Raw genomic sequence first — 25,374 nt, 5'->3', positions numbered from 1 at the left:
ACACTCTGGTGCTGGAAATGTCTGATACGCTGCTCCATGCCTATGGGCCGCTGATCTTTTGGACGGGGCTAGGGCTGCTGTCCTGTTCGCTCTTGCCCGATTCGCTGCCGCGCGTGCTAGGGCGCGGTCTGTATTGGGTGGGCGTGCCGATACAAATCTTTACGCTGGCTCGGCAGACGGATTTCTCGTCGCAGGTAGGGCTGGCTCCGCTGGTGGTCATGCTGGCCCTGGTAGGTGGGCTGGGTGTTGCTTGGGGAACGCTGCAAGGGCTTCGCTGGCTTGAGCTAGGGCGATCGCCCTGGAACCCCCTCGCCGCAAATCCGCCAAAGATCATGACCAGCGTTTCCAATTCCTCCGCAAGTGTAGACCCGCTAACGTCCACTCCAGTGCTGGATGAGCCAGTCTTGGCACGCCCGGTCGAGTCCGGCTGGGCAGAGCCGGCCCGGCGCGGCAGTTTCCTCATCTCTGCGGTGTTAGGCAACACGGGCTTTGTGGGGCTGGCGATCGCCCCCAGTCTGATTTCCGAGCCTTACCTGGGCTGGCTAGTGTTCTACAGCGTTACGCAGAATGTAGTTGGAACCTACGGACTGGGCGTATGGCTGGCGAGCATCTATGGGCGATCGCACGGCGGCAAAGCCTGGTGGGTTCACCTGCGCGACGTGCTGACGGTGCCCTCGCTGTGGGCCTTTGGGCTGGGAATGCTGACGCGGGCGATCGCCCTGCCGGATGGAGTCGATGCAGGGCTGCGGGGGGCGCTGTGGTGGGTGATTATTCCTGCTGCGCTGCTGCTGATGGGGCTGCGGCTGCGGCAAATCCACGGCTGGCGTAGCCTCAAGGGGGCGATCGCCCCAGCATTGCTCAAGGTGATGGTGCTGCCCGTTGGGGTGGCCGGACTAGCCACGCTGCTGGGCCTGTCTGCCGAGCCAAGACTAGCACTGGTGCTGATGTCGGGAATGCCGACAGCCTTTGCCGGACTCATTCTGGCTGAGGAATACGACCTCGACCGTGAGCTAATCGCCAGCAGCATTGTCCTCACAACGGCCATGCTGCTGTTTACCATTCCGGTATGGCTGCTACTTAGATAACCCAGATAGCGATAACCCAGATAGCGATAACCCAAAAGCCAGCCTGGGTTCGGCAGCCCAGCACCCAGCGCTAGAAGGATCTCGGCAGCAGCGATGGAGCTTCCACAGCCGCCGCCGCCACAGGCTCCAGTTCTGACCGGGGGGCTTCGTCTACAAACATCTCAACCAGCAGGGCAATGGGCTGAGGTTCTGGAAGAACGAGCGGCGGGCAATGAATCACCTGCTCGACATCCGCCACCGCAGCGGCGATCGCCACTGGCAAAAACTGCGGCTGCGCCATCGGGCAAGCGCCCCAAGCGCCCTGCACGGGAACCCCCAAGAGTTGGCAATGTCCGCCGCGTCGCCCCTCAATGTGGTAATGGGCACAACGACGGCAGGAAGAAATGCTGTGATGTAAATCATCCATTTCGAGAGGAGCGGTAAAGGAGAGGCAAAGACCGGATCTTCTCTACTATTCTGAGTCAACAAATTTGGTCAAAAATCATCAGAAAAACGTTGCTTTGTAGAGCAGGCAACCCTTTCAGCGATCCCAAATAAAAAGTAAGTATTTAGATTGTTTTTAGCTTCAGATTCTGAGAGATCTCTAAATTTAGAATTCCCCTGATTCAAGCAAGCACACCAATAAACCCCGTAGTTTTGCTTAAAACTGAGCGGGGATCACGAGGAAATGAGATGTGTATGAGACAAAAATGATTCTTCTTGGATGTCTTTAAGAATTGAAAATAATAGTTTTAGAACTGTAAGCAAAAGCAAAGATGAGAGACTTTTGAGGCGTGAGCAGCGGGCTAATAGAACGGCTTCCCGCTGTAGAACCACAAGAAAATCATCGATGGGCGATCGCCACAAAGCAGTCTTGAAAGCATCGACGCAACCAGCCCAAAACTGCAATCCGCAGGCTGACTTGACTGGCTGAACTAAACCTGTATTTCAGCGCACACCTGTCCGTTTAACGTATACCTGCCCGTTTAAAAAACTAGCAGCCCTCCGCAAAGACCGTTATGGTGAAATTACTGTGAAATGAGCGTGAAATTACGGTGTTACCATTGCCGGTCTACCACTGCTTGACCGCACACAGCCCACAGCAAGACCAGCGCTCAAGTTCTCCCTGGGGGGTGGGGCACTGACAGCGGGGACAGAGCGGCATCTGAGCCGTGCGCGATCGCATCTGGTTGGCCCAGGCGCGAAAGGCCGATTCGGGGTCTGTGGGTTGAGCAGCCGCGCCGTGGTGAGGGCGATCGCCCGCCGTCCTGTCCAGTCGGCTGGGGTGTTCCCGCCAGACTCGCGCGGATTCGGTTTGCAACTCGGCCGGGCTATGGAGCGATCGCCGATGCCACCAGGTCGTAGAAAAGCGGATATCGGTAATGCGGTAGGGCAGTCGAGCATTCAGCTTTTCCAAAATGTGGAGCCGCTCAAACATCAGCGTTTGCACCCAGGGGGAGCTAGCCACGCCCACCTGAAGCACCCCCGCTTGTAGGGCCCACGGGCGAGTCTGGGCTGCCACCGCCGGGCCGACCAGTTCTGGCCAGACCGTGAGAACCTGCTGGATCTGTCGGTGCGATCGCCAAGAGGACTGCTGATCGAGGGCACCTAAAACACGCTGAAGAGATTGAAACGTCATGAGCGGCAAGATTTGTGAATTGCGAATGCAACAAGGGATAATTCTTTAATTACAATTCCCGATAGCTGTTTTGACCGAGAATTACATACAGCCTGGGTGTATCCTGCTTTGGCGCGTGATTAAGATTAACTCAACCTCTACGTGGCGAGTGGACGCTGTGTTTGCTTGGCTTTTTGCACAAAGCCTTATATCAAGCAGGAGATCCTTCGCTAGAATTTCTTTGGTCGTCCGCTATCGGTGGCTCCTTGGTTGAGTCGAAGGTTTAGTCGAAAGACTTGCTCCAGAATCGTCAAATCCCTCGCAACCATCTAACAAATCTCTCGCAACCATCTAAATAGTATTTAACGTAATAGTATCTAATGTATTCAATTTGAATCGAGCAGTGCTGACCTAAACGGGATTAGAAACAGTACTGGAGCCGTCAACGTTTCATCAAGTTTCATCAAACAGCGTTCAATATAAATCGCTACTTAAATTTAGCCTTGGCAGGAGTTCTGCGATGCGTCGCTCACCCGCTACCCCGTCCCAATCTAGCTCCTCTACGCCGCTGCACCCGGCGCTGCAAGCCATTTTTGAAAATCTGGATTTGCGGCTAGAAGATGAGTTGGCCCGCTATCGTCGTCAGCAAGGTCGGCGGGGCGTTGCACCTGCGCTTCAGGACAATCGACGAGCAGACAGCCTGACTGCTCAGGCTGAAGCGCGATCGCTCCCAGCAAGATGGAACGAGTCATCTAGGGGTGCTGCTGAGTCTCGTCCCTACCTCCAGCTTGCACCAGACGCAGTCAGGAATACCGATTCGCATAGCCCATTGCCAGATCTGGGGTATGCCCCTGAGCCACAAGTTCGCCCAGAACTGCTGCTGGGTGGGGCGATCGCCCCCCAAATGGCTCCTCCTGCTGCGGATTATGGTGCAGTTCCGCTGCATCCTCCGCATGACCACGACCTCTACCCCACCGCCGAACCAGCGGCCGAGCCAGACGATTATCTGGAATCCTCTGAATATCTGCTGCGGAACCTGGCGGAAGACGAGCGCGACTTGCGGGCCAGCCAGCAAGAGCCAGGAATGCTGCAAAGCTTGCTCACGCCACTGGGGATCGGGTCGATGATTTTGCTGCTACTGTCGAGCCTTAGCTTTGGCTATCTGGTGATGAACCCGGCTGGATTGAGCGTCATTGGTCTGGGCGAAGCGGCTCGCAGAACAGCAGACGGCTCTACGCCAGGGGCAAATGCGGGCGCAGACGGCTCCTTGGCGGCGGATGCGGGGGCTGGGAACAGCGGCATTTCTCCCGATTTGTCTGCTCAAGAGTTCCCTGAGGTGAATCTGGATACCCTAAGTACGCTTCCCAGCGGGCGCACTGCCATTCTGGAACCCTCGGCTGAGGCTGATTCATCTGATTCATCGTCCGAGCCGCCCGTTCTGTCGGGTTCACCGCTCCCCGAAGAGGCTCCCTCTGTCCCAACCGAAGCTTCCACAACCGAGCCTGTTGCACCGGCCCAACCTGCTGCTAGAAGCGCACCTTCTAGCCCAACCCCGCCTCACCCCGCCAGCCGCACCAGCGCCCCGGCCCGTTCTCAGCCTGCCGCCAGTTCCCGCAGCGAGAGCCGTCCTGCTGCCACTGCTGCCGCACCAGCGCCCCGTGCTAGCGCCTCCAGCGCCGCCAGCCGAGCAGCCGAGCCAGCCCCGCGTCCTGCGCCCAGTGCTGAGCCTGCTGCACCTCAGGACGTGGCCACTGCGCCCCGCCAGCCTGCGATCGCCCCTAGTCCTGCGGCTCCCTCCTCAAATCGCTACTATGTAGTGGTGGACTTCAGCGGCGATCGCAGCCTAGAGCAAGCCCGCGAAGTGGTGGGCGATGCCTGGGTTCGCAACTTCGACAACGGGGCAAAAATCCAGCTTGGCGTATTTGGCGATGCCGCTAGCGCCCGCGACCTAGCCGCCTCGCTCCAGCAGCAGGGACTCCCCGCTCAGGTCTACCAGCCCTAAGCCTTCCAGCCCTAAGCCTTCCAGCCCTAATCTGATTGCGTCTCATCCAAATCCCCACACGGCATGGTCAAGCCTGATCTGCGATCGCGCCTCTTCCTCTCTCACTTTGCCGTGATGCTGGTGGGTTTGGTGACGCTGACGGTGATTGGCAAGGTGTCGTCACCCCGCTTTTTTGTAGTTTATCTCCAGCACATCGAAGGGCGCGTCATCAGCATTCGCACCCTGCGAACCGAGCTAGTGCGCGGCTTCGAGTTTGCCTGGAGCCGGGGCGCACTCTGGTCAATGGCGTTGGGAGCCAGTGCCGCCGGAGCGCTCAGCTATCTGGTGGCCAAGCGGATTGTGCAGCCGCTAATCCAGATGGAAGAGATTACGCAGAAATTTGCCGCCGGAGAACTCGACAAGCGGGTTCCCGCCAGCGAAATCCCAGAACTCAACCAGCTTGCTGCCAGCTTTAACCGAATGGCGGCTGACCTCCAGGGGGTCGAGCAGCGCCGCCGCGACCTAGTGACCGACCTGACCCATGAACTGCGAACGCCACTGACGGTGCTGGAGGGCTATCTGGAAGGGCTGGCAGACGGAACCATCGCCCCGACTCCAGAGGTTTATGAACTGCTGGGCAAAGAAACGGTCCGAATGCGCCGCCTGGTCAATGATTTGCAAGAACTGTCCAAGATTGAAACAGGCTACTTGCCCATCGACGCGCAGCAGATGGATCTGTATCCGCTGCTGACTTCGGTCGTGCAGCGCTTTTCTGACCAGCTTTTGACCGGCGACGGCCCGCTGATCAGCCTGGAATATCCGCCGGAAACGCCACTGGTGTTGGCCGATGCTGGCCGGGTCGAGCAGATTCTCGTCAACCTGCTGAGCAACGCGCTACGCTACACGCCCGTCGGCAAAATTACGCTCCAGGTCTGGCATACCGAAACCCACGCCTGGATTGCCGTGAGCGATACAGGACAGGGCATCGCGCCCGAAGACCTGCCCCACGTCTTTGAGCGGTTTTGGCGGGCCGATCGCTCCCGCAATCGCCACTCTGGAGGCACGGGACTGGGGCTGGCCATTTCCCAGCGGCTGGTGCAGCTTCAGGGGGGCGAGATCGAGGTGGAAAGCGAAGTGGGCAAGGGCAGCACGTTCCGATTTTCGCTCCCGCTTGCCTGAGCCGAGTCCTAAACTGAGTCGGGCTGGAAAATCCCCAATCCAAAAATCACCATCAGCCCCAATCCCGCACCAGCTCGCCGCTACTGAGCTTGTCCCAGATTAGGGTTTGCACCATTTCCATCTCTTCTGGACTCACAATGTGGTCATGATTGATGATCTGCTGAATTCGGTCTTGTTCGTCTGCGGTTAGCACGCCATCGGCGATCGCCCCTTCAATCACGGCCTTGAGGTGATCCAGGTTTGCCAAATCTTCGCGGGTCAGCGGTTTTGCGTTCGGACGCTCGACTTTCATCAGAACTTACCTCGTGAGGATGCAGAGTGTAGCTTTACCCTATCGGTGGGATCAGAGCCGCCCCAAATTTCACCAAATCTTTTAATAACCTCAGAACTGACGCAGTGGCGATCAGCTTTCTGGATTTTGGGCGATTTCTTGCGATCGCCGTCGCCAAAAATCGAGCAACTGCGTCAGGCCTCAACCGCTCGCTGTGGGAACGAAGGCTCACAGTTCGGCAAGGGTGCGATCGCCCCAAGGCCGGGTGCAATTTGCTCTAGCCTTCACTGCCACAAACCTGCCGGATGTCGAAGCGGGCAGGAGTAGAGTATTATCAGCCTTGGAACGTCACGTTTTTAAGATTGGCTTTAGATTTTGCCAGCGGGCGTTTTTAATGCGCTCGAATGCTTCGGCAGAGCATGTTCCAGGCATGGGGCGATCGCCCTCTGGCAACATAGCATTCAGGAAGCGCAGTCTTACGTCTTACAAAGAGAAGAAAGCGCCGTTTGTTTACAGCCTGCGGATGTGTCATGGAAGAACCGGTTATCAGCTTTGATCAGGTCTACAAGTCCTACCCGATGTATCACCACATCCGGGGGGTCAAAAACCTGATGTTTAACTTTCCCCACAACCTGAAGGCTCTCCGCAGGCAGCAGTTTGAAGCGCTGAACAACATTAGCTTTGAGGTCTATCGCGGCGAAAAGTTTGGCATTGTAGGCTATAACGGCGCAGGGAAAAGTACCACCCTGGGGCTGATTGCGGGCGTGCTGAAGCCCAGCAGCGGGCGCGTGGTGGTGCGCGGGCGCATTTCGCCGCTGCTGGCGCTGGGCACGGGCTTTCATCCAGAGCTAACGGGCCGCGAAAATATCTTGCTCAATGGCGTGCTGCTGGGGCTGACCCGCCGCGAGGTGAAGGCAAGACTAGAGGAAATTATCGAGTTTTCAGAACTGGGCGAATTTATTGAACGGCCAATTCGCACCTACTCCACGGGCATGATGGCGCGGCTGGGCTTTTCGGTGGTGGCACACCTCGACCCAGAGATTTTGCTGATTGACGAGGTGCTGGGGGTGGGCGACATCCGGTTTCAGCAAAAGTGCGTTAACAAAATGGCGGAGTTTCGCGACAGCGGCGTGACGATTGTGCTGGTGAGCCACTCCATGACGAGCGTTTCGGAAATTTGCGATCGCGCTCTGTGGATTCAAGACCACCATGTGAAAATGATCGGCAGCGCCACCGAGGTCGCCGAAGCCTATACCGCCGCCGCCCAGCTTGACATCGCCGCCGCAGGGAAACGCATCAATCGCCGCAAGCTTTCAGAAAAGGTCAGCGGGCCGCTGTTCTAGCCTGGCCTGGTTTTGGCGGGTCTGGTTTCGGCTAGTCTGGTTTCGGCCGGACTCGTTTTAGCCTGGTACGGTTCGCCTGGTATAGTTTTACCGTAATGCGGCAGCCGGGCGATCGCTCTGGAAAGCTCTGGGGAACTGGGGAACAATGAGACATTTTCCTGCTCAATACGACTTGCAGCCCGACGACACGCTCTATTTCTGCCACATTCCCAAAACGGCAGGGATGACGTTTCGGACGATTCTGGAAGATTACTTCGCCTGCGAGGAGATTTGCCCAGCCACGCTGTCCAACCAGATTGCCGACTACACACCCAAGCAACTGCGCGAATATCGCCTATTTCGCGGGCATTTGGGCTTTGTCAACATTCCAGGGCTGCTGGCAGGCAAAAACCTGATTAAGGTAACCGTGCTGCGCGAACCCGTGTCGCGGGTAATTTCGCACTACGAATACATCCGCCGTACGCCGGATGACCCCTATTACGAATCCGTCAGCCAGATGTCGCTGGAGGAGTTCGCCACGGGCGAAGGGCCAGGGCGCGTCGGGAAAAACGTCCAAGTGTACCACATTGCGCGGCTGCTGCAATACGACATTGGCAGCCTAGAGCCAGAAGAGGCGCTGTCGCTGGCGCAAAAAAGCCTGAATCTGTGCGCTTTTGCTGGAATTCTAGAGCGATTTCAAGAGTCGCTGTTTCTGCTGTCCTACATTTTTGGCTGGAAGCCAATTGTCAACAGCCGCCGCGAAAACGTCGCCAAATCCAAAACGCCCCTGAGCGAGATTCCGCCGGAGGCGCTGGCGCGGATTCGGGAAGCCATGTCGCTGGATCGGGCGCTATATGACGATGGCTGCGAGATTTTCCAGCAGCGGTTTGACGAAATGCAGCAAGATCTGGTGCAGCGCTATGGCGATCGCCTCGCTCTGGATGCGCCGCCACCGGGTCAAGTGCTGGAGTTTGCCACGCTGCAACAACTGCTGGAATGGCACTCCCAGGATCGCTACCGGGCGCAAAACCCGCCCCCTTCGGAGGTGTCGGTTTACAACTTCTGTCAGCCGCTACGAGGGCTGGGGTGGCAGCGGCGCGACTGTGCCCAGAACCGGCCCAACGCCGCCCATCGCTGGACGGGCCCCGTCACCACGTCAACGCTAGATTTGCCTATTGCCTCCACGCCGACCGATTATCGAGTCGAGTTTCAGGTAACTCAAGTCTGGGCCACCGAACCGGAGGTGCTGGATAGCCTGAAATGTCTGGTCAATGGGCATCCCAGCAAGCTGGCGATCGCCTATAGCAGCGACACCACGCGGCTCTATCAGGCGCAAATTCCGGCAGATTGGCTACCGCCGGATCGACTGTTTGCAGAACTCACGCTTCAGGTTGACCGAGTTGCGCCAATCAACTACAAGAATCCCGACCCCAAAGATAAACGGCTGGTAGGCGTGGCGCTAAGCTATGTGCAACTGTTTCCGGCTGCGCGAGAAGCAGAATTTAGCCTGCTGCGATCGCTCTTGCGGGATGCCCTAACCACAGCAACCATCGACTTTATGCGCGATCGCCTCAAGCCCCAAGAGCAGATCGCCGCGCCGCCCCAGTTTCGGCTACCGTTTTCGGGCCAGGTAGAAGGATATGCAGACTTTTTGCGATCGCCCGGTCGCTATCACTGGCTCGTGTTGCACAAAGGCATGGCGCTACCTGTGGAGGCACTGCTGTTTCAACTTGCCCGCTGCGGCTTTCGCCCGGTGTTTGCCAATGAGGTGTACGTGGTCTTTGTCCGCCGCCGTCCAGACGTGCCCTCGCTGTCCTATTTCACGCCCGATGTCCGGCATCTCTACGTCGGTCGCTACCTCAACCGCCTCCGCAAAAGGGTTGCCAGCTCGAAGCGATCCTAATGCAAGCAATCTGGGTTATCGTAGCCCCGTCGTCACGGCTAAGCCGGGGGCTAGTCACCCACTCGCTGAGAAAAAATATTTGATTTGGGCGATCGCACTAGACGCAAAGCGACCCAGCAGTTTACTATAGAAGACTGTGAGTTTTTGCAAAGAGCCAGAGAGCCATGAAAGCCCAGGAGATCATCCGCTCCATTGAGTCGGAACAGTTGAAGACCGATCTGCCCGTCATCCACGTCGGCGATACGGTCAAGGTCGGAGTTGTGATTCAAGAAGGTGGTAAGGAGCGGGTTCAGCCCTATGAGGGCACCGTGATCGCCATGCGGAATGGCGGCATCAATGAAACCATTACGGTTCGCCGAATTTTTCAGGGCGTTGGGGTAGAGCGGGTGTTTCTGCTCCACTCGCCCCGCGTCGCCAGCATCAAGGTGCTGCGCCGAGGCAAGGCCCGCCGCGCCAAGCTCTACTATTTGCGCGATCGCGTGGGCAAGGCAACCCGTCTGAAGCAGCGCTTCGATCGCCCGCTTTAGGTCTGGCTTCTCAGGGGCGATCGCTCAGCAATCTTCAACACTGGGCTAGGCTGGGCGATCGCAACCTGATAGACTTGGATAAACAGGCTTTGCTAGTTGTAGTAGATTCTGTCAAAAAGCCACAGCTTTGCGCTCTTAGTTCAGTTGGTAGAACGCAGGTCTCCAAAACCTGATGTCGGGGGTTCGAGTCCTCCAGGGCGCGTTTTCAAATATTCATCCAGTCGCCTCCGCTCGGCGCAGCGCTCCGGACTGTTGAGCATGAGCAGGTAAATAGTAGTACGCCCCTCAGGCGTAAGTCCTCGCAATTCGTAATGCTCAATGGAAAAATGCTCGGCCCACGTCTGCATTCGAGGGTTATAGATAAAGCTGAACTCACCAGTCTGGGGATCAAAAGATCCAAGATCAGATCCTTTGTAGCGGTTACATCGCCAGCAGGCGTAGGCAAGATTTTCTTCCTTTGTTTCGCCGCCATGCTTGAGGGGAATCACATGATCCACTTCGTGAACATAGAACGCTAAACTTGCGGGGATTTGACAGTATTCACAACGGTTTTACCGGCCCGCTCTGCAACCAGACGGCGTAGCGAATCTGAGATGTAGCTCATGAAGCGGACGGTTGAGTGAGATAGGGAAGGCTTCCTAGCTTCAGCATCATGATTAGATGCTCAATCCGCTCGTATTCGCTCAGTTCTGATAATTCTGCGCTGGTCAAGGCTCCATTCTGATTTTTCATCAGGAGCGCACTTAACCGTTCTTGCATCTCTGGCAATGGGCGAAAGGCTGCAATTTGCTCAGGGGTCGGCTGGCTGGTCAAAAAATCCAGGACATAGCGATAGACCTGGGCAGGCAACGGCGGCTGTTGGACACACTGGCGAAGCAATTCAGGAAGGCGATCGCCCAACTGAACCAGTTGTTCGGATAAATCGTCAGGAACCTCAATTGTGATGATTGCCACGGCGGCAGCCCTCAAAACGACGGAAACACAGGAACCTAAATCAGCCAGCGCTATATTCAGTCTAAACAGGCTGGACAATGCAGGCGAAAGGCTTTTTGGCAGTCGCCCGCTAGCGTTTGGGTTTTTCGGGCGGCATTCCCAGGGCGATTGGCAGCAACATCCGGCTGAGAATACGTCCGTCTTCAAGCTGATATAGGCTCAGTTCGCTGCCCATCTGCTGCATGAGGGCCTGGCAGATTTCCAGGTGCAGCCCAGGTGGGGTGTCGAGGATGGAGGGCGCAAGCAGGTCTTCGGGGCGGCCTGTTTGCAGTTCTTCAAGCAGTCGCGGTTCGATGATGCCGTTGTCGGTGATGGACAGCTCCAGCCAGCGGGCATCCAGCGGGCGACACCATACGTCGAGGCGGCTGCCCGCGGGCGATCGCAAGCAGGCATTGGTCAACACTTCGTGCAGCACGAGCTCCAGCTTGGTCAGGTCGCCGCCGATATTCAGGCTGCTTTCCTCGTTGTGAACTTGGTGCCAGAGTTGGCGCTGGCGAATCAGCGGCTCGACGCGCTCCATTGCCCGCTTGAGCAGCGAGGCCAGGGGGGTCGTCTCGTATTCGCTGTGGAGTTGCCACTGCTCGTTTTTCAGCACCGGGGCGATCGCCGACAGCAGCCCCCCCAGTTGCCGCACGACCTGCTGATAGCGGTTGTTGGCCAGGGGGTCTTTTTGGTTGCTGAGTTCGTTGAGCCGTTTCACCCCAATGCCCAGCGCCCGGTAGATCTCTTCCAGTTGCCGATGCTTATACCAGTTGATTTGCTCTAGATCGCGCTGTCGCAGGGTGAGGGCTTCCGACAGGATAAGGTAGCGCCGCGACCAGGCTAGCTGGCTAACGAGGGTGCCAAAGGCGTTGAGCTGACGCTCGTGCCAGTAGCGATCCAGGTGATCCGCCACGATGACCATGCCGCCCGGTTCATGCTCAGGCGTGGTTCGCAGCGCCATGACCAGAATTTGCCCAATGTCGCTGCCGTTGAGCCAGCGACGCGTTTCGGCATCGATGTCGTCGATGGTGAGCGGGAGGAGTCCGTCGGTGTGCTTGGCCCACTGCACGAGGGAGTCAGAATGGAGGGCGATCGCCGCATCCAGGTGAATCGAAAAGCGAGCATTGCCGACCACAGCGGAGGTGATGTATCCGAGATTGCGGCCCGGCTGCCAAGTGACCAGCGCCGCTAGGGGAACCTCAAGAATTTGGGCAATTTGCTGCATGGCTGAGCGCTCCAGCGTTTCCAGGGTGTGGATTTGCTGGAGGGTGGTCATGCCCCACTGAATCGTCTGGTTGATCTTTTGCTGCTGCTCGGTCTGCCGCTGGAGTTGCCACTGGTGCAGGATTACGCCGATTTGCTGGCTAGCGACGCGCAGCACGGCCCGTTCGGCGCGGTTCCAGGTGCGGGGCAGGTCGTGACCCAAGACCACCAGCCCTTCGAGCGATCGCCCGATCGCGGTATGGCACACCACGACTGATTGCAGCCCCGCATCCAGAAACGCCTGCCGCCAAGCCATCAGCTTCAGGTCTTCGGTCAGGTTTTCAATGCCGACGGGGTCAGTGCTGCGCTCCAGCATTTGCCAATCGACCTGGTTGAGCGCGTCTAGCCAGGGGGGCAAATTGCGTCGCTGCGACCCATGACTTTGATAGACCACCTCAAAGCCCTCTTGGTCGGAACTGTAAAGCAGCACCGCAAAGGTTTCGGCCCGCAGCCGTTGGCTCAGCAAGTCGGAGGCCCGCTTCAGGGTTTGGTTCCAGTCATAGTCGCTAAAGATGGCAGTGGACAGTTCAGCCGTGAGCGCCTGATCCAGCTTCACCTGCTGAATGGTTTCCTCCATGCCCTCCAAGGGCGCAGTTAGGGCGATGAGTTGGGCCGCGCCGCGCACGTAGCTCTTTTCCTCGTCTGACCAGATGCGGGGTTCGCTGCCCTCGACGGCCAAAAAGCCGTGTAGCTCGTTATGCAGCAGGATGGGAGCCACCAAGAGCGATCGCGCCTGAATCTGCTGCATCAGTCGCCCCGTCACTTCTGCCTTGAGCGAACTATGGGCCTCACCCACCGACACCAGTTGATCCGCCGCCAACGCCTGATAAAAGCTGTTCACTTCCTGGGCAGTAAAACCCGTGATGGCTTGTCCGCTGCCGTAGCCGTTGCCATCGCGGCTGCTGGCCCGCAGCCAAAAGTAGCGTCGCTCGGTCTCAAACCAGTAGACGTTGGTGCGCGTAGGGGCGACAAAGCGCTGGGTTTCGTCCACCACTGCCGCCAGGCGAGCGGAGAGATCTGGGAGCGATCGCAGCTTGCCCAACAGCGCCAAGAGCGGCTCGGCGGGGCGCTTGGTCTGCTGCCGCTGTCGCTCTGCTTCAAGCTGAAAAAGCGACGATGCTAGCGCCCCAAAGACCATCGACAGTCGAGTTCGCTCGTCGGCATGGGGCGACACCCCCCAGAGAAACGACCCCAAAATTACCACGCCCAGGCATTGATCCCGATGCCGTAAGGGAAAGATGGAGGCTCCCTGGATGGCATACTTTTGGGCCAGCTTGCGCCAGTCACCAGCCCGCATCTCTTCGCGCAGATCCGGCACGCCCATCGGCCGCTGCTGAATCACCACCTGCTCCATCAAATCGCCGGGATTTAGCCCAAACTGCTGCCGTAGAGGGCCGGTGTCGCCATTGGGCACGCGCCCACCCCGCCCGCGCAGACAGTGCCCCACCCGGTCATAGGAGGCAATCCAGATGAGCGAATAGTCGCATTCTTCCTCGACATAGGCGATCGCCGTTTCTACCAGCGCATCTTCAGTTTCCTCCTCACGCAGAGCCTGAAGAGTCTGTTTTAGAGTCGCCAGTTGTTTTTCAGGGTTTGACGGCTTTTTGGAAGAACCCATGTCAGCGTGACGATCGTGCGCGGATAATAACTATCTGGGAAGAATCTTGGGAAGAACCTTGGGAAGAGTCTACAGAGAAATCTACAGGGAACAATCTGCGAAAAGCCTAGGTAGTCCGGGTAGATAGGTGGCTGGCGCAAAACCGCTGTAGGGCAGAGCGATTGGACAGGCTAGGGCGATCGCTCTAGCGTGAAATAGCCTGGTACAAATTCAAGAACACCCTCTTTCTACATCAAGCCCACATCAAGCCCATATCAAGCCCACAATTGGCTTTTGGGGGCTAGGTTGGGCAACCCGATGCGCTGGATCGACTCATTGTATCGACTGAAAACCCAATTGGCGCGGCACCCCGAAATCCCAACGACACCCTGCTGCTGAGTGCCAGTTTAAGTCTAATCACAGCTTAAATCTAGCGAGAGTGCCGAAAGCTATCTGTTGGGACAGAACGTTTTATAAGCTGCATCTGGACAGAGGTTCCCCCCTTGTTAAGGGGGGCTAGGGGGATCAAAGGGTTTTAAGACACGCCCTAGCGGTCGCATGGATGTCGAGCGGGGGTGTCGAATGAGCAGGGGGCGAGGTCTGTTTTTTGGGATAGCGCGGGCCGCCCCCATAAATCCTCTGGGCTAAACATGCCCTGATCCACAAAACCGATAACGCTCCCTGACGTGATCTAGAATGCCCCGTCAGCGGGCGAGTCTATCTGGGAATGCCCAAATACGGCTCGGCCCTGCTCAACGGGGGAAGTGGTTATCCCGCAGGGCAAGCAGGGCCAAGGTTCGGAGAGATGCGCGTGGAACCACCGGACAAACCGCAGCGTTGACGGGGGCCGCAGCGGCTTAGCGGCTTCATCATGCAGCAGATTCGCGCAGATTTGGGCAGATTTAATGGGGCAGATTTGATGAGGCAGATTGAGACGGATTAATTGAACGGATTAATACTGAATCACACGGGGCAGTTCCTTGGCCTGAGCGACCCAATTGGCAACGAGGACGGCTTCGGGCAACAGCTTGACGATATTCCGTTCTTCATTCAAGCGGACGATTTGCTGATGCAGGTTGTCGGGGTTTCGCTGGGCCAGTTCGGGCACGGTGTCTACGCCCGCCAGTTCTAGCAGGTCGGCATATTCTCGCCCGATGCCTTTGATGCGATACAGATCTGCCAAGTTGAGCCAGCGCAGCAGATCGGCTTCGGGCAATCCGGTCGCTTGCGCCAACTGCTTTCGTCCGCTGGGGGTTGCGCCTTTTTCTAGTAGGGCTTCGGTGGTTTCGATGCCTGCGGCTTGCAGGGCTTTGGCGGCCGCGTCGTCAATGCCTTTGATGACGGTTACACTGTTATCTTTCATTTGTAAGGCGATTTAGGGTAGCTAGATGGAAGAGTCTAAATATTGGGCGATCGCCATTCTGCTGTCATCCCAACCAGCCATCTGCTTGAGACAGCGGTCAGAACTGCATCCGCATGGCAAAGCCCCAGCCCTTAATATCCGCTGTGAGCTGCGTCCCTGTAGGTAATCCGGGTGACATCCGGCAGCGGGGAGAGGAATCTGATTTAGGGCAACACGGGCGACCTGAACCCTTACCGCATCGGCTGCCTAAAAATTGCCCCTAAAAATTGCTCCTAAAAATTGCCCCTAAAAATTGCCGTAGTGGGCGATCGCCCCCGTCAGCCGTTCCAACACCTCCGCCACGGGTAATGCCCCGAGTTCACCGGAGGCGCGGGTGCGGATGCTGAGGGATTGGGTTTCCATCTCCTTGGCTCCGATCACCGCCATCACAGGGATTTTGTCCTTTTCGGCATTGCGGATCATCTTACCCAAGCGTTCGCCGCTGGTGTCGAGTTCGGCGCGGATGGAGCGCGATCGCATCTGCTCCACCACCGACTGGGCAAACGGCACCTGCTCCTCCGTCACGCACATCAGCCGCACTTGCACCGGAGCCAGCCACAGCGGAAAGTCGCCCGCGTATTCTTCAATCAGAATCCCAATCAGCCGCTCCAGCGAGCCAAAGGGGGCGCGGTGAATCATCACGGGGCGCTTGCGGGAACCATCTTCGGCGACGTATTCCAAATCAAATCGCTCCGGCAGGTTGTAATCCACCTGCACCGTGCCCAGTTGCCACTCCCGCTCGATAGCGTCGCGTACCATAAAGTCAAGCTTTGGACCATAAAAGGCGGCTTCACCAATACCAACAAAGTGGGGCAGATTCAGCGTTTCTGCGGCTCTTTGAATGGCGTTTTGGGCTTTTTCCCAGGCTTCGTCGCTACCGATGTATTTATCTGAAGCAGGATCACGGAAGCTCAGTCGCGCCTTAAAGTTTTTTAGTTGCAGCGCACCAAATACACTCTGAATCAAGTCCACTACTTTTATGAACTCGTCATCGAGTTGCTCTGGTGTGACAAACAGGTGTGCATCGTCCTGAGTGAAGCCGCGCACGCGAGTCAGTCCGCCTAGTTCGCCCGACTGTTCATAGCGATAGACCGTGCCAAATTCCGCCAAGCGCATGGGCAGTTCTCGGTAGGAACGCAACTGGCTTTTGTAAATCTGCACATGAAACGGACAGTTCATGGCCTTCAGCACAAAGCCTTCTTCATGCTGTCGGGCTTCGTCGCTTTCTGCCATCATCGGGAACAGGTCTTCGCGGTATTTTTGCCAGTGGCCGGAGGTTTTGAACAAATCGACTCGGCCAATGTGCGGCGTGACGACGGGCAGGTAGCCGCGCTTGATTTGCTCCTGCTTGAGGAAGTCTTCGAGGAGCGATCGCAGCAGAGTTCCCTTCGGAGTCCACAGGGGCAGCCCCGGCCCCACGATGTCGGTGAAGATGAATAGTCCCAGTTCTTTGCCCAGCTTGCGGTGGTCGCGGCGCAGGGCTTCTTCTTTGCGGCGGTGATATTCCGCGAGTTGTTCTGGCGTTTCCCAGGCGGTGCCGTAGATGCGCTGGAGTTGGGCTTTGGTTTCATCGCCACGCCAATAGGCTCCGGCCACGCTTTCTAGGGCGATCGCATCTGGATTCAGTTCAGCGGTCGATTCCACATGGGGCCCAGCGCACAGATCCCACCACTGGTCGCCCAGATGGTAAATCGTAATCGGTTCCTTCAAATCCGCCAGAATTTCTAGCTTATAGGGTTCGCCCAGTGCTTTGATGCGGCGCTCGGCCTCTTCCCGCGAGACCTCTTCGCGAATCACGGGCAGCTTGCGATTGATGATTTTGGTCATCTCTTTTTTGATGGCCTTCAGATCCTTTTCGGTAAAGGGTTCTGGGCTATCAAAGTCGTAGTAAAAGCCGTTCTCGATCCAGGGCCCAATGGTGACTTGGGCTTTGGGAAAGAGCTTCTGCACGGCCATCGCCATCACATGGGAAGTCGTGTGCCGAATCTTCTTGAGCGTTTCCGATTCGCTGGTGCGCGGCAGATAAATCTTTTGGGCGGATTCGTCTTCGGGTTGTGCAGAAGGAACGGCGTTCGACATGGATTGGCTGACGGTTTGAGTAAAAAAGCAGGAATGGAATGGACGCTTTCTATCTTACACGCGAGGCTGGCTGACCGAGGTTCTGCCGCAGTTCTGAGGCTGGGCGGAATCGGGGCGATCGCCTCCATTGCTGCTTTCGAGATCAGCGTCCCAAGCCATCGCGACTTCCAAACCCATCGCTACCCGCCGCCGCCAGCATCGAGGGTCTGCCGCAAATAGCCATAGATGCCCAGCAATATCAGCAGAAACGCTCCGTAGCCCAGGATCGTGCTGCGGAGAGGCGGCCCAATCGGTTGCCGCGCCGCGACCCAGCCCAGCCAGCCGAGCCACAGGGCAACTGGCACACTGACCCAGAGAAAAATTTGACCCAGCAGCTTTTTGGCGCGATCTAGCTCGGTCAAAAATCCGTCTGGAAAGCCCAACCCCTGTCCATCGAGGTAAATCATCTCCGACAGCGCGAGAACCAGAAACGCGCAGAGCAAAGCAGCGACCCGGTTGCTGGCTGAGGTCTGTCTCATGGGCGATCGCGCTCTGGGCGCTGCTTTGAAACGGCTTTGGTTTGTGTCGATGCTTCAGAAATAGGGACTGAAATCCGCAATTTAGCGATTGCTTGAGGCCTGGTGCTGGGCAATGTATGCGTCAATGGCATCGACGGCTTCCCGCAGCGTGACTTTGGTTTCTTCTTGATAAAGTCGAATGGCTTCGACCTTTCGCTTGGGGTCGAGCGCAATTTGCTTGATTCGCTCGGAAAGCTGAAACGGTGTGTCAATTTCCAGCCGATCGAGGATGAGATCAAGTAATAGCCCAAAGCACGTAATCCTCAGAGCCAATAGGTGTGTCAATTTCCAGCCGATCGAGGATGAGATCAAGGCACAGCTCTAGGCGCTTGGTCCGCCGATCAATCCGCTTGACAGTGGAATCCAAATCAAAAAATAGACCCACAATCATGCAGGCAAAAGCAAGGCTGGTAATTAGCTCCAGAGTCGTCATGGGGTTGGTTTTGCCGAGTGGATTCGACTGTTTGAACGTTGGAACTGTTTGAACTTGGAATTAACTTGACATTCGCTTGGCGATTTCAGAGCTTGGCAGCGATGCCACGACTGGCTACAAAACAATCGCTACTCAATCATGGCTACAAAGCCGCGGCCTAATACTCCAAAAACACCATGTCGAAACTTTCAGGAATGGGGTGAGCTAAACCGGGCAGCGAGCGAGAGGCAGGTTCCTCCTGTTCGCGCAAGGCCTCGACGCGGGTTTCCAGGGTGGCGATCTGGCTGTCCAGTGCCGAGAGGCGATCGCCAATTTGCTGGCGGCGCACTTCAAGCGACTGAAGCTCTTGCTGGAGGCGCTTCTTTTCGACCGAGAGCTTGTACAAATCCAGAAACGCGGCGGCTTCCGTCTTGGGGCGGGGCATGGTGCTGATTTTGGGGCGAATTGCGCCAGGGGTGGAGCGAGGACGCATAGAAATCACCAGTTGTGAAGAAGTTGTGGAGGGATTTATGAGGTGTCTTGTCAACAGTCCACGCTTAGTGTGCCCAGTCTTCTAGAACGCTATCAGGGAACAGGCACTAGCAACAGGGCGATCGCCCCATCTTATCCCTCAACACCCCCCAAGAACCCTCCCAGCTCCGTTCTTCGTTCTTCGTTCTTCGTTCTTCGTTCTTCCCTCTTCCCTCTCCCCCCCTGAGAACTGTAAACCTCCAAGTCCCAAAGCTTTACATTGGGTAAACATTTGCAGCATCGTGCTTGGGGCTACAGTTTGCCCGCACCGCCTGCCAAAGAATTGGTAGATCAGTAGATCAGAACTTGTGCCTAGAGGCCGTTCTGGGCTGTTTTTAAAGCTGCTTTTTCGAGCCTGGTTTTTAAGACTGTTCTTTTGAGTTTGTTTTTCGAGATGTTGGTTTTTCGAGACGTTGGAGCGCAGCGGGCGATCGCCTGTTCAGGCACAAACCATCACCCCTTGCGTCCCGCTGACAGAGCGTATGGCTGACAATCAGGAATTCATGAAACCAAGAATTATCGTTTGTGGTCTGGGTCGAGCGGGGTACAAGATCTTTTGCCTGCTAAAGCAGCAGGGCGCGGCGGTGGTGGGGATCAACAGTCGCCCGCTGGCTCAGGCAGAGCAGGGCGGAGCAGACATCATCGTGGGCGACATGCGATCGGCGGCAATTCTGCTAGAAGCAGGCGTGCAAGAGGCCCATACGCTGGTGCTGGCCAGCAGCGACGACGCGCAAAATCTGGCCGTGCTGACGCAGGCGCGAGTGCTAAATCCTCGCATTCGCATTATCAACCGCTTGTTTAACACTAGCCTGGGCGATCGCCTCGACCACACGCTGCCCGATCACGTCAGCATGAGCGTGGCGGCGCTGGCGGCTCCGGTGTTTGCCTTTGCCGCGATGGGCAGTCGGGCGATTGGGCAACTGCGCCTGTTTGATCAGGTCTGGCCGATGCGGGAGGAATTTATCGACGAAACCCATCCCTGGCTGGGGCGACCGCTGAGCGAACTCTGGGAAGACCGCTCGCGGATGCTGATCTATTACCTGCCAGAAAATAGCCGCATGGATCTGGTGTCGGGGGTGGTGCATGGGCAACTGCTGCAATGGGGCGATCGCCTGATTGTGGCCACCAAGCCCGAAGCCCAGGTTAGCGGGCGATCGCTCAGCGAAACGCTGCTGGTTTGGGGCAACCATCTGCGCCAGTTTCAGCAGCATGTCCGCCCAACGGTAATGGCGATTCTGCTCCTGCTCGCGGCTATTCTGGGGGCCACCCTGCTCTACACCGAGCATGTCCGCGCCGATTTCATCGATGCCCTCTACTTTTCGGTGGGCATGATTACGGGGGCAGGCGGCAATGAAGGCGTGGCGGAAGGAGCGCAGCCCGAAATTAAGCTGTTCACCGTGTCGATGATGCTGATCGGTACGGGCGTGGTTGGCATCTGCTATGCCCTGCTGAATGACCTGGTGCTGGGGACGCGGCTGCGGCAGCTTTGGCAATCTGCTCCCATTCCCCGCCGCAATCACTACATCGTCTGCGGGCTGGGCGGCGTGGGCATTCAGACTGTGCGCCAGCTCCACGCCAGCGGTGGCCGCGTGGTGGTAATTGAGAAAGATCCGGGCAATCGCTTTTTGAGCGCCGTGCGATCGCTGCGCGTGCCCGTGATTCTTGGCGATGCCAGTCTGGCCTGCACGCTCCAGGATGCCCATATCGCCTCAGCGCGGGCCCTGATTGCCGTCACCAGCGATGACGTAGCCAATCTGGAAATTGCTCTGACGGCCAAAGGGATTGCGCCGCGCATTTCCGTTATCGTTCGCAATCAAGACCCCCAGTTCGCGCCGCTGGCAGAGCAGGTGTTTGATTTTGAAGCCGTGCTGAGTCCGGCGGATCTGGCGGCTCCCTCCTTTGCCGCCGCCGCGCTAGGCGGACGCATCCTGGGCAACGGTATGGCCGGCGATAGCCTGTGGGTGGCCCTGGCAACGCTGATCACGCCGGGTCATCCCTTCTGCGATCGCCCCCTCAAGGAAGCCGCGATGGATGTCGATTTTGTGCCGCTGTACCTAGAGGCCGAACGCAAAACCACTCACGGCTGGAACCTGCTGGATGTCACGCTGCAAGCCGGGGACGTGCTTTACCTGACCATGCCTGCTACCCATCTGGAACAACTCTGGCGCACGGTGCCCTCGGAGGTGGGGCTGCGGGGAAGAGCGTAGGAAAGCGGGGATGATGGGATGATGGGAGGTTGAGAAGCCCCCTCGTCTCTGGTCTATCCCGTCTCTGGTTCATCCTGTCTCTGGTTAAAATGCCTTTCCCCCTCACCGACCCCGCCTGGATTGAAACCCGCGATTTCCTGAAACAACACGCCCACGAACTCGATGCCATCCTTGCGCCAAACGAGTTCATGGAGTTTTTTCCGGGCAACTATCACTACAACATCACCTACCTGCTGCCGCCGTCCCACTTTGACTATGTGGTGATGCACAAGGGCATGGTGGCGGAAATCGAGCCGCCCTTTGCGCTGGAGGTGCTGCGGACGTTTCAGCCGCTCTTTGCAAACGCTGTGTTTGTGGTGTTTGCCAAACAGCCGCCGGAGAACGCGCCCAAAGCAGCAGGGGTGCATCTCCAGCCTTTGCTGAACCAGCTTGCGGTGGTGGAGGCGCAGCAGCGGGGCCAGGTGAAACCGATTCGCTATGGCGTGACGATTACCACCTACAACCGACCGGAGAGCCTGGGGCGATCGCTCCCCCAGATCTGCCAGTTGGGTGCGCCCGTGGTGATTGTGGACGACGCTTCCACCCCCGAAAACGCCGCCGCCAACCAGCGCATTGCCGACGAACACGGCGTTCCCCTCATCCGCATTCCCGAAAATCGCGGTCTGCCCAACGCTATGAACGTCGGCATCGGCTACTGGCTAGCCGACCCCGCCATCGACTGGATTTCCTACTTCCAGGACGATGTGGACGTGCATCCCGACCTGTTCAAGATTCTGGAGAAAATCCAAGATCCCGTGGAGCGGCCGATTCTGGCAGGGCGCGACGCGCTGGAACATCCCACCTTTGCCAAAGGCAGCATCGCCGGGTACGAGGTGCTGTTCAAGCGTTCCATGCCAGGGCAACACCTGCACGCCCACCGGGACTACTGGGCCGGCGTAATGCCCATTCCTACGCCGTATCTGGGCGCACCCAAGCCGACGGGCGGCAAGCCGGGCCAGGGCGCAGACGAAGACTGGTGGATTACTGCCTGGTCGCCCCATGCCATTCCCAAGCGGGGCAAGTACCTGATCTGCGTACCCGGACTGGTGCGAAGCTTCCAGATTACGGAGCAGGGGTCTACCTGGGGCAACATCAGCGAGCGGCAGGAAGACGGGCAGCCGATGGTGGATGCGGCGCTGAAGGAATTGGCGGTGCCTGCGGTGGCCAAGGCGGACGCAGTGGAACAGGTGGAGCGCGATCGCCCTCCAGAGCCGCCCCTAGCCGAACCCGTCCTGGCGGGTGTGAAAGTTCTCGTTGATGGATATAACCTGCAACTGACCACGGGCACGGGCATCCGCACCTACGCGGTGAACCTGATTCGGGCGCTGACGGTGCTGGGGGCGGATGTGGACGTGCTGCTCAGCCGCAACAGCAACAAAAAAGACCCGATTTTGGACGAGGTGCTGTTTTTTGATGAGCAGGACGTGGGCGGGCGAAAACTGGTAGAAAACCTGATGCTGGTCAAAGACCTGCTGAAATCTTCTGTGCCGTCGCTCTATCGGGCGTGGCGGCGAGAAGCCGTGGGCGAGGTGGTGCTAAAGCAGGGCAAGTTTACCGAAGATTTCATTCAGCTTGCCCGGTCGTACAATTTGCCGAAGTGCTATAGCGTCGCCAATGCAGCGTTTAACCTGTTTGGACGGTCTACTCAGGTGACGATTCCCGAAAAAATCGACCTGTGGCACGCCACGTTTCCCCTGCCCGTCAGCATTCCCGGTGCAAAGAAAGTCACCACGATTCACGACCTGATTCCGCTGCGCCTGCCCTATACAACGCTGGACAACAAGAAGGATTTCTATAACAAGGTGAAGCGATCGCTCAAGGATTCCACCCTGACCATTGCTGTGTCAGAACACACCAAAAAAGATGTGCTGTCCTACTTTGATGCCGACCCCGACAAGATCGTCGTCACCTACCAGCCCGTGAATATCAAGCCGCTGGATGCAACGCCGGAGGAAATCGGCGACTTCCTGAAGCGCTATCGGCTGGGCTATCAGAACTATCTGCTGTTTGTGGGGGCGATCGAACCCAAGAAGAACGTCGGGCGCTTGCTGGAGGCCTATGCCGCGCTGGAAACTGACCTGCCGCTGGTAATCGTCGGCAAAAAGGCCTGGTCCTTTGAGGACGACTTGGGGCGACTGGATTACCTGTTTGACCCCGGCACAAAGCAGGACGTGCGCCTGCTGGAATATGTCCCCGGCGATGCCCTGCGCTATCTGTATCAGGGGGCGTACTGTTTCGTCTTTCCGTCGCTCTACGAAGGCTTTGGGCTGCCGCCGATCGAGGCGATGACGATGGGCTGTCCGGTGGTCACGTCGAGCGCGTCCTGCCTGCCAGAGGTCTGTGGCCCGGCGGCGCTATACGTGAATCCCTACGATGTGGCAGATATTCAGGCCAAGCTGGAGCAAATTTTGGGCGATCGCCCCCTGCGCGACCAGCTTGCCGAAACCGGAAAACAGGTTGCCCAGAACTTTAGCCTGAAGAACTACCTGAATCGACTCAGCGCCGCCTACCTGAGGGCGATCGGCTAAGGTACGTCCTGTTGTAAACGATTCCGGCACAAAGTCCTGGATTGGCAATCCACAATCCCTAACCTAGAATCCAAATTCAAGTCCTAAATTTGTTAGGAATTACGCAGTTGGACAATTTCTCACGGACGCAGCCCGCGAGAAATTGTCCAAAACCCAGAAAACTTATCGCAAGTGCGTAGGTCCTGTTGGTATCCGCAATTTCGACTCTCGATCCTCACCCTCTAAAGCGGCATATGAAGAACCTGACACGCATTACCATCAACCCAGAGATAATGGGCGGAAAACCCTGCATTCGGGGAATGCGCGTAACCGTTGGCATGATTCTGGGACTGATGGCAACCGGACACTCCTATGATGAGATTCTTCGCGCCTATCCCTATTTGGAAAAAGAAGACTTGATGGAATCGCTTGCCTATGCGGCCTGGCGCGTAGAGGAAATCGAAGTGCCGTTGGGCCTAGCATGAAAGTTTTGAACATCTTGATTGATATGAACCTCTCGCCAGACTGGGTTCCTGTGTTTGCCAGGCATGAAATCGAAGCGATTCACTGGTCAACTGTGGGCGATCCGGGCGCGAGCGATCGCACGATCATGCAGTGGGCAAGGGACAGCGGCTATGTCGTTTTCACTCACGATTTAGACTTTGGGGCGCTGCTGGCTGCAACCCAGGCAAATGGGCCCAGTGTCATTCAGGTTCGGACCCAAAACGTCCTGCCAACGCACCTGGAAAACACGGTGATTTCTGTCATCCATCAGTTCCGTACCCTGCTGGAATCGGGCGCATTGATAACGGTGGATGAAAGTCGCTCAAGGGTTCGAGTGTTGCCGTTTTCCTAGAGCGAGTCACTAAGCCCATCAGCCTGGGTTAGAGAACCCGAAGCGAATTGAAATGACAGACAAAGGGGCAGGCTAAGGTTTCTTCAGCCGAAGGGCGATCGCCTTCATAGGGCTACTCATCCTCTATTGACCCATCCTCTATCCGCCCATCCTCTCTTGATCCATCCTCAATGACCCGCTCCTCTGCGGCTGCCTCCTGGCTACGGATTCGGGATTCGCACCAGCAGCACGGGGCATGGCGCATACACCCGCACATAGTCCGACAGCGATTGCCCCAACAGCCGATCCAGATCGGGCAATCCCTTGGCGATGGTAGGGCGGCGATCGGGCGAACCGAGCATCAGCAGGTCTACGTTCAGATCTTCCGCAAGCTGACAGATGCGTTCGCCAGGTTTGCCTTCGGGGGCGACGGTTTTGTAGGAAATGCCGTATTTTTTGGCTTCGGCGATCGCCGGAATGAGCACCGGATCTTCGTCTGGATTCGCCGCAATTTCACCCGGCTTGAGCTTCATCTCTGGGTTGGTATGCACTAGCACCAGTTGCCCGCCCTTGATGTCGCGCAGGAAGGTAATGGCCAGCTTCAGCGTTTCCTTTGCCGAGTCGGACTTGTCCATTGCCACCATGATACGGTTGATTTTCTTGACGTAGAGATCATCCCGCACCAGCAGCATTGGCCGCGAAGCTAGCTGAAACACGTACTGGCTGACGGAATTTTCCAGAATCGACTGAATGCGCTTCAGCCCGCGAGATCCCATGATGATCAGATCAGCATCCACTTCATCTGCCACCTTCAGCACTACGTCCTTGGGTTCGCCCTCCCGCAGCACTGCCGTCACCCGCGCCGGGTCGAGCTTCAGATTTTGGATCGCCTGCGACAAAATCCGTCCGCCCTCTTCCCACTTGGCTACCATCTCATCGGAGGTGACCTGCGGTGGGACGACGTGTAGCACAGTCACCGTCGCCGCCTGAACAGTTGGGATTTCCATTAGGCTCTTGAGCATTTCCTCGGTATGCCCAGTGCCAGAATCTGCCAGCAAAATTTTCTCGATCATGCTTGCCTCTTAACAGCTTTTCAGTCAGAACA

General features: G+C 57.3%; 21 protein-coding genes, 1 tRNA gene and 1 pseudogene. 11 read left to right on the top strand and 12 right to left on the bottom strand.

The genetic code is table 11. From position 1 onward, the window contains the following. Nucleotides 1-17: 17 nt before the first annotated feature. Nucleotides 18-1,085, top strand: coding sequence for an AEC family transporter (locus tag HNI00_RS10405; protein WP_316793044.1), 1,068 nt, complete (start codon nucleotides 18-20; stop codon nucleotides 1,083-1,085). Nucleotides 1,086-1,155: 70 nt separating this feature from the next. Here HNI00_RS10405 and HNI00_RS10400 read toward each other — a convergent pair whose 3' ends face one another. Both HNI00_RS10400 and HNI00_RS10395 read right to left on the bottom strand, forming a co-directional pair. After that, complete coding sequence (locus HNI00_RS10400; protein WP_316793042.1) at nucleotides 1,156-1,491, bottom strand: hypothetical protein; 336 nt, start codon at nucleotides 1,489-1,491, stop codon at nucleotides 1,156-1,158. A 645-nt stretch (nucleotides 1,492-2,136) separates the two neighbouring features. After that, nucleotides 2,137-2,703 (bottom strand): DciA family protein, encoded by a 567-nt coding sequence (locus tag HNI00_RS10395; protein WP_297080638.1) that lies wholly within the window; start codon nucleotides 2,701-2,703, stop codon nucleotides 2,137-2,139. 499 nt (nucleotides 2,704-3,202) lie between these two features. On the opposite strand from HNI00_RS10395, the gene HNI00_RS10390 reads away from it, so the two are divergent. Both HNI00_RS10390 and HNI00_RS10385 read left to right on the top strand, forming a co-directional pair. Continuing rightward, nucleotides 3,203-4,684 carry a hypothetical protein gene (locus HNI00_RS10390; RefSeq protein ID WP_316793039.1) on the top strand — a complete coding sequence of 494 codons (1,482 nt, stop codon included), beginning with the start codon at nucleotides 3,203-3,205 and terminating at the stop codon, nucleotides 4,682-4,684. Nucleotides 4,685-4,747: 63 nt separating this feature from the next. Beyond that, complete coding sequence (locus tag HNI00_RS10385) at nucleotides 4,748-5,842, top strand: sensor histidine kinase (RefSeq protein WP_316793037.1); 1,095 nt, start codon at nucleotides 4,748-4,750, stop codon at nucleotides 5,840-5,842. Nucleotides 5,843-5,894: 52 nt separating this feature from the next. Here the strand turns inward: HNI00_RS10385 and HNI00_RS10380 are convergent, their stop codons facing one another. Continuing rightward, nucleotides 5,895-6,134: a tellurite resistance TerB family protein gene (locus tag HNI00_RS10380; RefSeq protein WP_068512565.1), complete on the bottom strand. Its 240-nt coding sequence runs from the start codon at nucleotides 6,132-6,134 to the stop codon at nucleotides 5,895-5,897. Between the two features lie 509 nt (nucleotides 6,135-6,643). On the opposite strand from HNI00_RS10380, the gene HNI00_RS10375 reads away from it, so the two are divergent. From HNI00_RS10375 to HNI00_RS10360, 4 genes are all read left to right on the top strand, one after another. Beyond that, the gene (locus HNI00_RS10375) at nucleotides 6,644-7,456 is read left to right on the top strand and encodes an ABC transporter ATP-binding protein (RefSeq protein ID WP_316793035.1); all 813 of its coding nucleotides are present in this window, start codon (nucleotides 6,644-6,646) and stop codon (nucleotides 7,454-7,456) included. A gap of 145 nt (nucleotides 7,457-7,601) precedes the next feature. Then, on the top strand, nucleotides 7,602-9,338 hold the full coding sequence (locus tag HNI00_RS10370; RefSeq protein WP_316793033.1) for a sulfotransferase family 2 domain-containing protein: 1,737 nt from the start codon (nucleotides 7,602-7,604) through the stop codon (nucleotides 9,336-9,338). 164 nt (nucleotides 9,339-9,502) lie between these two features. Further along, nucleotides 9,503-9,865, top strand: a complete 363-nt coding sequence (gene rplS / locus HNI00_RS10365; protein ID WP_172354326.1) for a 50S ribosomal protein L19 — start codon at nucleotides 9,503-9,505, stop codon at nucleotides 9,863-9,865. 129 nt (nucleotides 9,866-9,994) lie between these two features. Further along, nucleotides 9,995-10,067, top strand: a tRNA-Trp gene (locus tag HNI00_RS10360). Nucleotides 10,068-10,083: 16 nt separating this feature from the next. Here the strand turns inward: HNI00_RS10360 and HNI00_RS22120 are convergent. From HNI00_RS22120 to HNI00_RS10325, 8 genes and pseudogenes are all read right to left on the bottom strand, one after another. Further along, nucleotides 10,084-10,469: pseudogene (locus tag HNI00_RS22120) on the bottom strand (HNH endonuclease); the annotation flags it as partial. Then, a complete protein-coding gene (locus HNI00_RS10355) occupies nucleotides 10,466-10,819 on the bottom strand; it encodes a hypothetical protein (protein ID WP_316793031.1) in 354 nt (117 codons plus the stop codon). The pseudogene HNI00_RS22120 and the gene HNI00_RS10355, both read right to left, overlap by 4 nt. A 109-nt stretch (nucleotides 10,820-10,928) precedes the next feature. Further along, nucleotides 10,929-13,721, bottom strand: a complete 2,793-nt coding sequence (locus HNI00_RS10350) for a GAF domain-containing sensor histidine kinase (RefSeq protein WP_316793029.1) — start codon at nucleotides 13,719-13,721, stop codon at nucleotides 10,929-10,931. Nucleotides 13,722-14,652: 931 nt separating this feature from the next. Further along, nucleotides 14,653-15,063 carry a DUF4332 domain-containing protein gene (locus HNI00_RS10345; protein WP_316793027.1) on the bottom strand — a complete coding sequence of 137 codons (411 nt, stop codon included), beginning with the start codon at nucleotides 15,061-15,063 and terminating at the stop codon, nucleotides 14,653-14,655. Nucleotides 15,064-15,348: 285 nt separating this feature from the next. Further along, complete coding sequence (gene thrS / locus HNI00_RS10340; protein ID WP_316793024.1) at nucleotides 15,349-17,181, bottom strand: threonine--tRNA ligase; 1,833 nt, start codon at nucleotides 17,179-17,181, stop codon at nucleotides 15,349-15,351. 179 nt (nucleotides 17,182-17,360) lie between these two features. Next, the gene (locus HNI00_RS10335) at nucleotides 17,361-17,699 is read right to left on the bottom strand and encodes a hypothetical protein (protein ID WP_316793023.1); all 339 of its coding nucleotides are present in this window, start codon (nucleotides 17,697-17,699) and stop codon (nucleotides 17,361-17,363) included. A gap of 81 nt (nucleotides 17,700-17,780) precedes the next feature. Next, the gene (locus HNI00_RS10330) at nucleotides 17,781-18,050 is read right to left on the bottom strand and encodes a hypothetical protein (RefSeq protein ID WP_316793021.1); all 270 of its coding nucleotides are present in this window, start codon (nucleotides 18,048-18,050) and stop codon (nucleotides 17,781-17,783) included. Between the two features lie 278 nt (nucleotides 18,051-18,328). Next, nucleotides 18,329-18,643, bottom strand: a complete 315-nt coding sequence (locus HNI00_RS10325) for a hypothetical protein (RefSeq protein WP_316793019.1) — start codon at nucleotides 18,641-18,643, stop codon at nucleotides 18,329-18,331. Between the two features lie 541 nt (nucleotides 18,644-19,184). Between HNI00_RS10325 and HNI00_RS10320 the strand changes: the two genes are divergently transcribed. The 4 genes from HNI00_RS10320 to HNI00_RS10305 all read left to right on the top strand — a co-directional run bounded on the left by HNI00_RS10320 (nucleotide 19,185) and on the right by HNI00_RS10305 (nucleotide 24,290). Then, nucleotides 19,185-20,888 carry a potassium channel family protein gene (locus HNI00_RS10320; RefSeq protein ID WP_172354333.1) on the top strand — a complete coding sequence of 568 codons (1,704 nt, stop codon included), beginning with the start codon at nucleotides 19,185-19,187 and terminating at the stop codon, nucleotides 20,886-20,888. An 89-nt stretch (nucleotides 20,889-20,977) separates the two neighbouring features. Beyond that, nucleotides 20,978-23,455, top strand: coding sequence for a glycosyltransferase (locus HNI00_RS10315; RefSeq protein WP_316793016.1), 2,478 nt, complete (start codon nucleotides 20,978-20,980; stop codon nucleotides 23,453-23,455). A 233-nt stretch (nucleotides 23,456-23,688) separates the two neighbouring features. Further along, nucleotides 23,689-23,919, top strand: a complete 231-nt coding sequence (locus tag HNI00_RS10310; protein WP_316793014.1) for a DUF433 domain-containing protein — start codon at nucleotides 23,689-23,691, stop codon at nucleotides 23,917-23,919. A gap of 5 nt (nucleotides 23,920-23,924) precedes the next feature. Beyond that, nucleotides 23,925-24,290, top strand: coding sequence for a DUF5615 family PIN-like protein (locus tag HNI00_RS10305; protein ID WP_420156346.1), 366 nt, complete (start codon nucleotides 23,925-23,927; stop codon nucleotides 24,288-24,290). Between the two features lie 200 nt (nucleotides 24,291-24,490). Here the strand turns inward: HNI00_RS10305 and HNI00_RS10300 are convergent, their stop codons facing one another. Next, nucleotides 24,491-25,342, bottom strand: coding sequence for a universal stress protein (locus HNI00_RS10300; RefSeq protein WP_316793010.1), 852 nt, complete (start codon nucleotides 25,340-25,342; stop codon nucleotides 24,491-24,493). Between the last annotated feature and the right edge of the window lie 32 nt (nucleotides 25,343-25,374).

It is taken from the genome of Thermoleptolyngbya oregonensis NK1-22, assembly GCF_032705245.1.
Classification (GTDB): Bacteria; Cyanobacteriota; Cyanobacteriia; order Elainellales; family Elainellaceae; genus Thermoleptolyngbya; species Thermoleptolyngbya sichuanensis.
The sequence above is the reverse complement of the archived record's forward strand: the minus strand, read 5'-3'. Positions and strand labels throughout refer to the sequence as shown.

Excerpts from the sequence above, each read along its gene's own strand:
- HNI00_RS10405 (WP_316793044.1), top strand. The coding sequence starts at position 18 with ATGTCTGATACGCTGCTCCATGCCTATGGGCCGCTGATCTTTTGGACG.
- HNI00_RS10400 (WP_316793042.1), bottom strand. The coding sequence starts at position 1,491 with ATGGATGATTTACATCACAGCATTTCTTCCTGCCGTCGTTGTGCCCAT.
- HNI00_RS10395 (WP_297080638.1), bottom strand. The coding sequence starts at position 2,703 with ATGACGTTTCAATCTCTTCAGCGTGTTTTAGGTGCCCTCGATCAGCAG.
- HNI00_RS10390 (WP_316793039.1), top strand. The coding sequence starts at position 3,203 with ATGCGTCGCTCACCCGCTACCCCGTCCCAATCTAGCTCCTCTACGCCG.
- HNI00_RS10385 (WP_316793037.1), top strand. The coding sequence starts at position 4,748 with ATGGTCAAGCCTGATCTGCGATCGCGCCTCTTCCTCTCTCACTTTGCC.
- HNI00_RS10380 (WP_068512565.1), bottom strand. The coding sequence starts at position 6,134 with ATGAAAGTCGAGCGTCCGAACGCAAAACCGCTGACCCGCGAAGATTTG.
- HNI00_RS10375 (WP_316793035.1), top strand. The coding sequence starts at position 6,644 with ATGGAAGAACCGGTTATCAGCTTTGATCAGGTCTACAAGTCCTACCCG.
- HNI00_RS10370 (WP_316793033.1), top strand. The coding sequence starts at position 7,602 with ATGAGACATTTTCCTGCTCAATACGACTTGCAGCCCGACGACACGCTC.
- rplS (WP_172354326.1), top strand. The coding sequence starts at position 9,503 with ATGAAAGCCCAGGAGATCATCCGCTCCATTGAGTCGGAACAGTTGAAG.
- HNI00_RS10350 (WP_316793029.1), bottom strand. The coding sequence starts at position 13,721 with ATGGGTTCTTCCAAAAAGCCGTCAAACCCTGAAAAACAACTGGCGACT.
- HNI00_RS10345 (WP_316793027.1), bottom strand. The coding sequence starts at position 15,063 with ATGAAAGATAACAGTGTAACCGTCATCAAAGGCATTGACGACGCGGCC.
- thrS (WP_316793024.1), bottom strand. The coding sequence starts at position 17,181 with ATGTCGAACGCCGTTCCTTCTGCACAACCCGAAGACGAATCCGCCCAA.
- HNI00_RS10335 (WP_316793023.1), bottom strand. The coding sequence starts at position 17,699 with ATGAGACAGACCTCAGCCAGCAACCGGGTCGCTGCTTTGCTCTGCGCG.
- HNI00_RS10325 (WP_316793019.1), bottom strand. The coding sequence starts at position 18,643 with ATGCGTCCTCGCTCCACCCCTGGCGCAATTCGCCCCAAAATCAGCACC.
- HNI00_RS10320 (WP_172354333.1), top strand. The coding sequence starts at position 19,185 with ATGAAACCAAGAATTATCGTTTGTGGTCTGGGTCGAGCGGGGTACAAG.
- HNI00_RS10315 (WP_316793016.1), top strand. The coding sequence starts at position 20,978 with ATGCCTTTCCCCCTCACCGACCCCGCCTGGATTGAAACCCGCGATTTC.
- HNI00_RS10310 (WP_316793014.1), top strand. The coding sequence starts at position 23,689 with ATGAAGAACCTGACACGCATTACCATCAACCCAGAGATAATGGGCGGA.
- HNI00_RS10300 (WP_316793010.1), bottom strand. The coding sequence starts at position 25,342 with ATGATCGAGAAAATTTTGCTGGCAGATTCTGGCACTGGGCATACCGAG.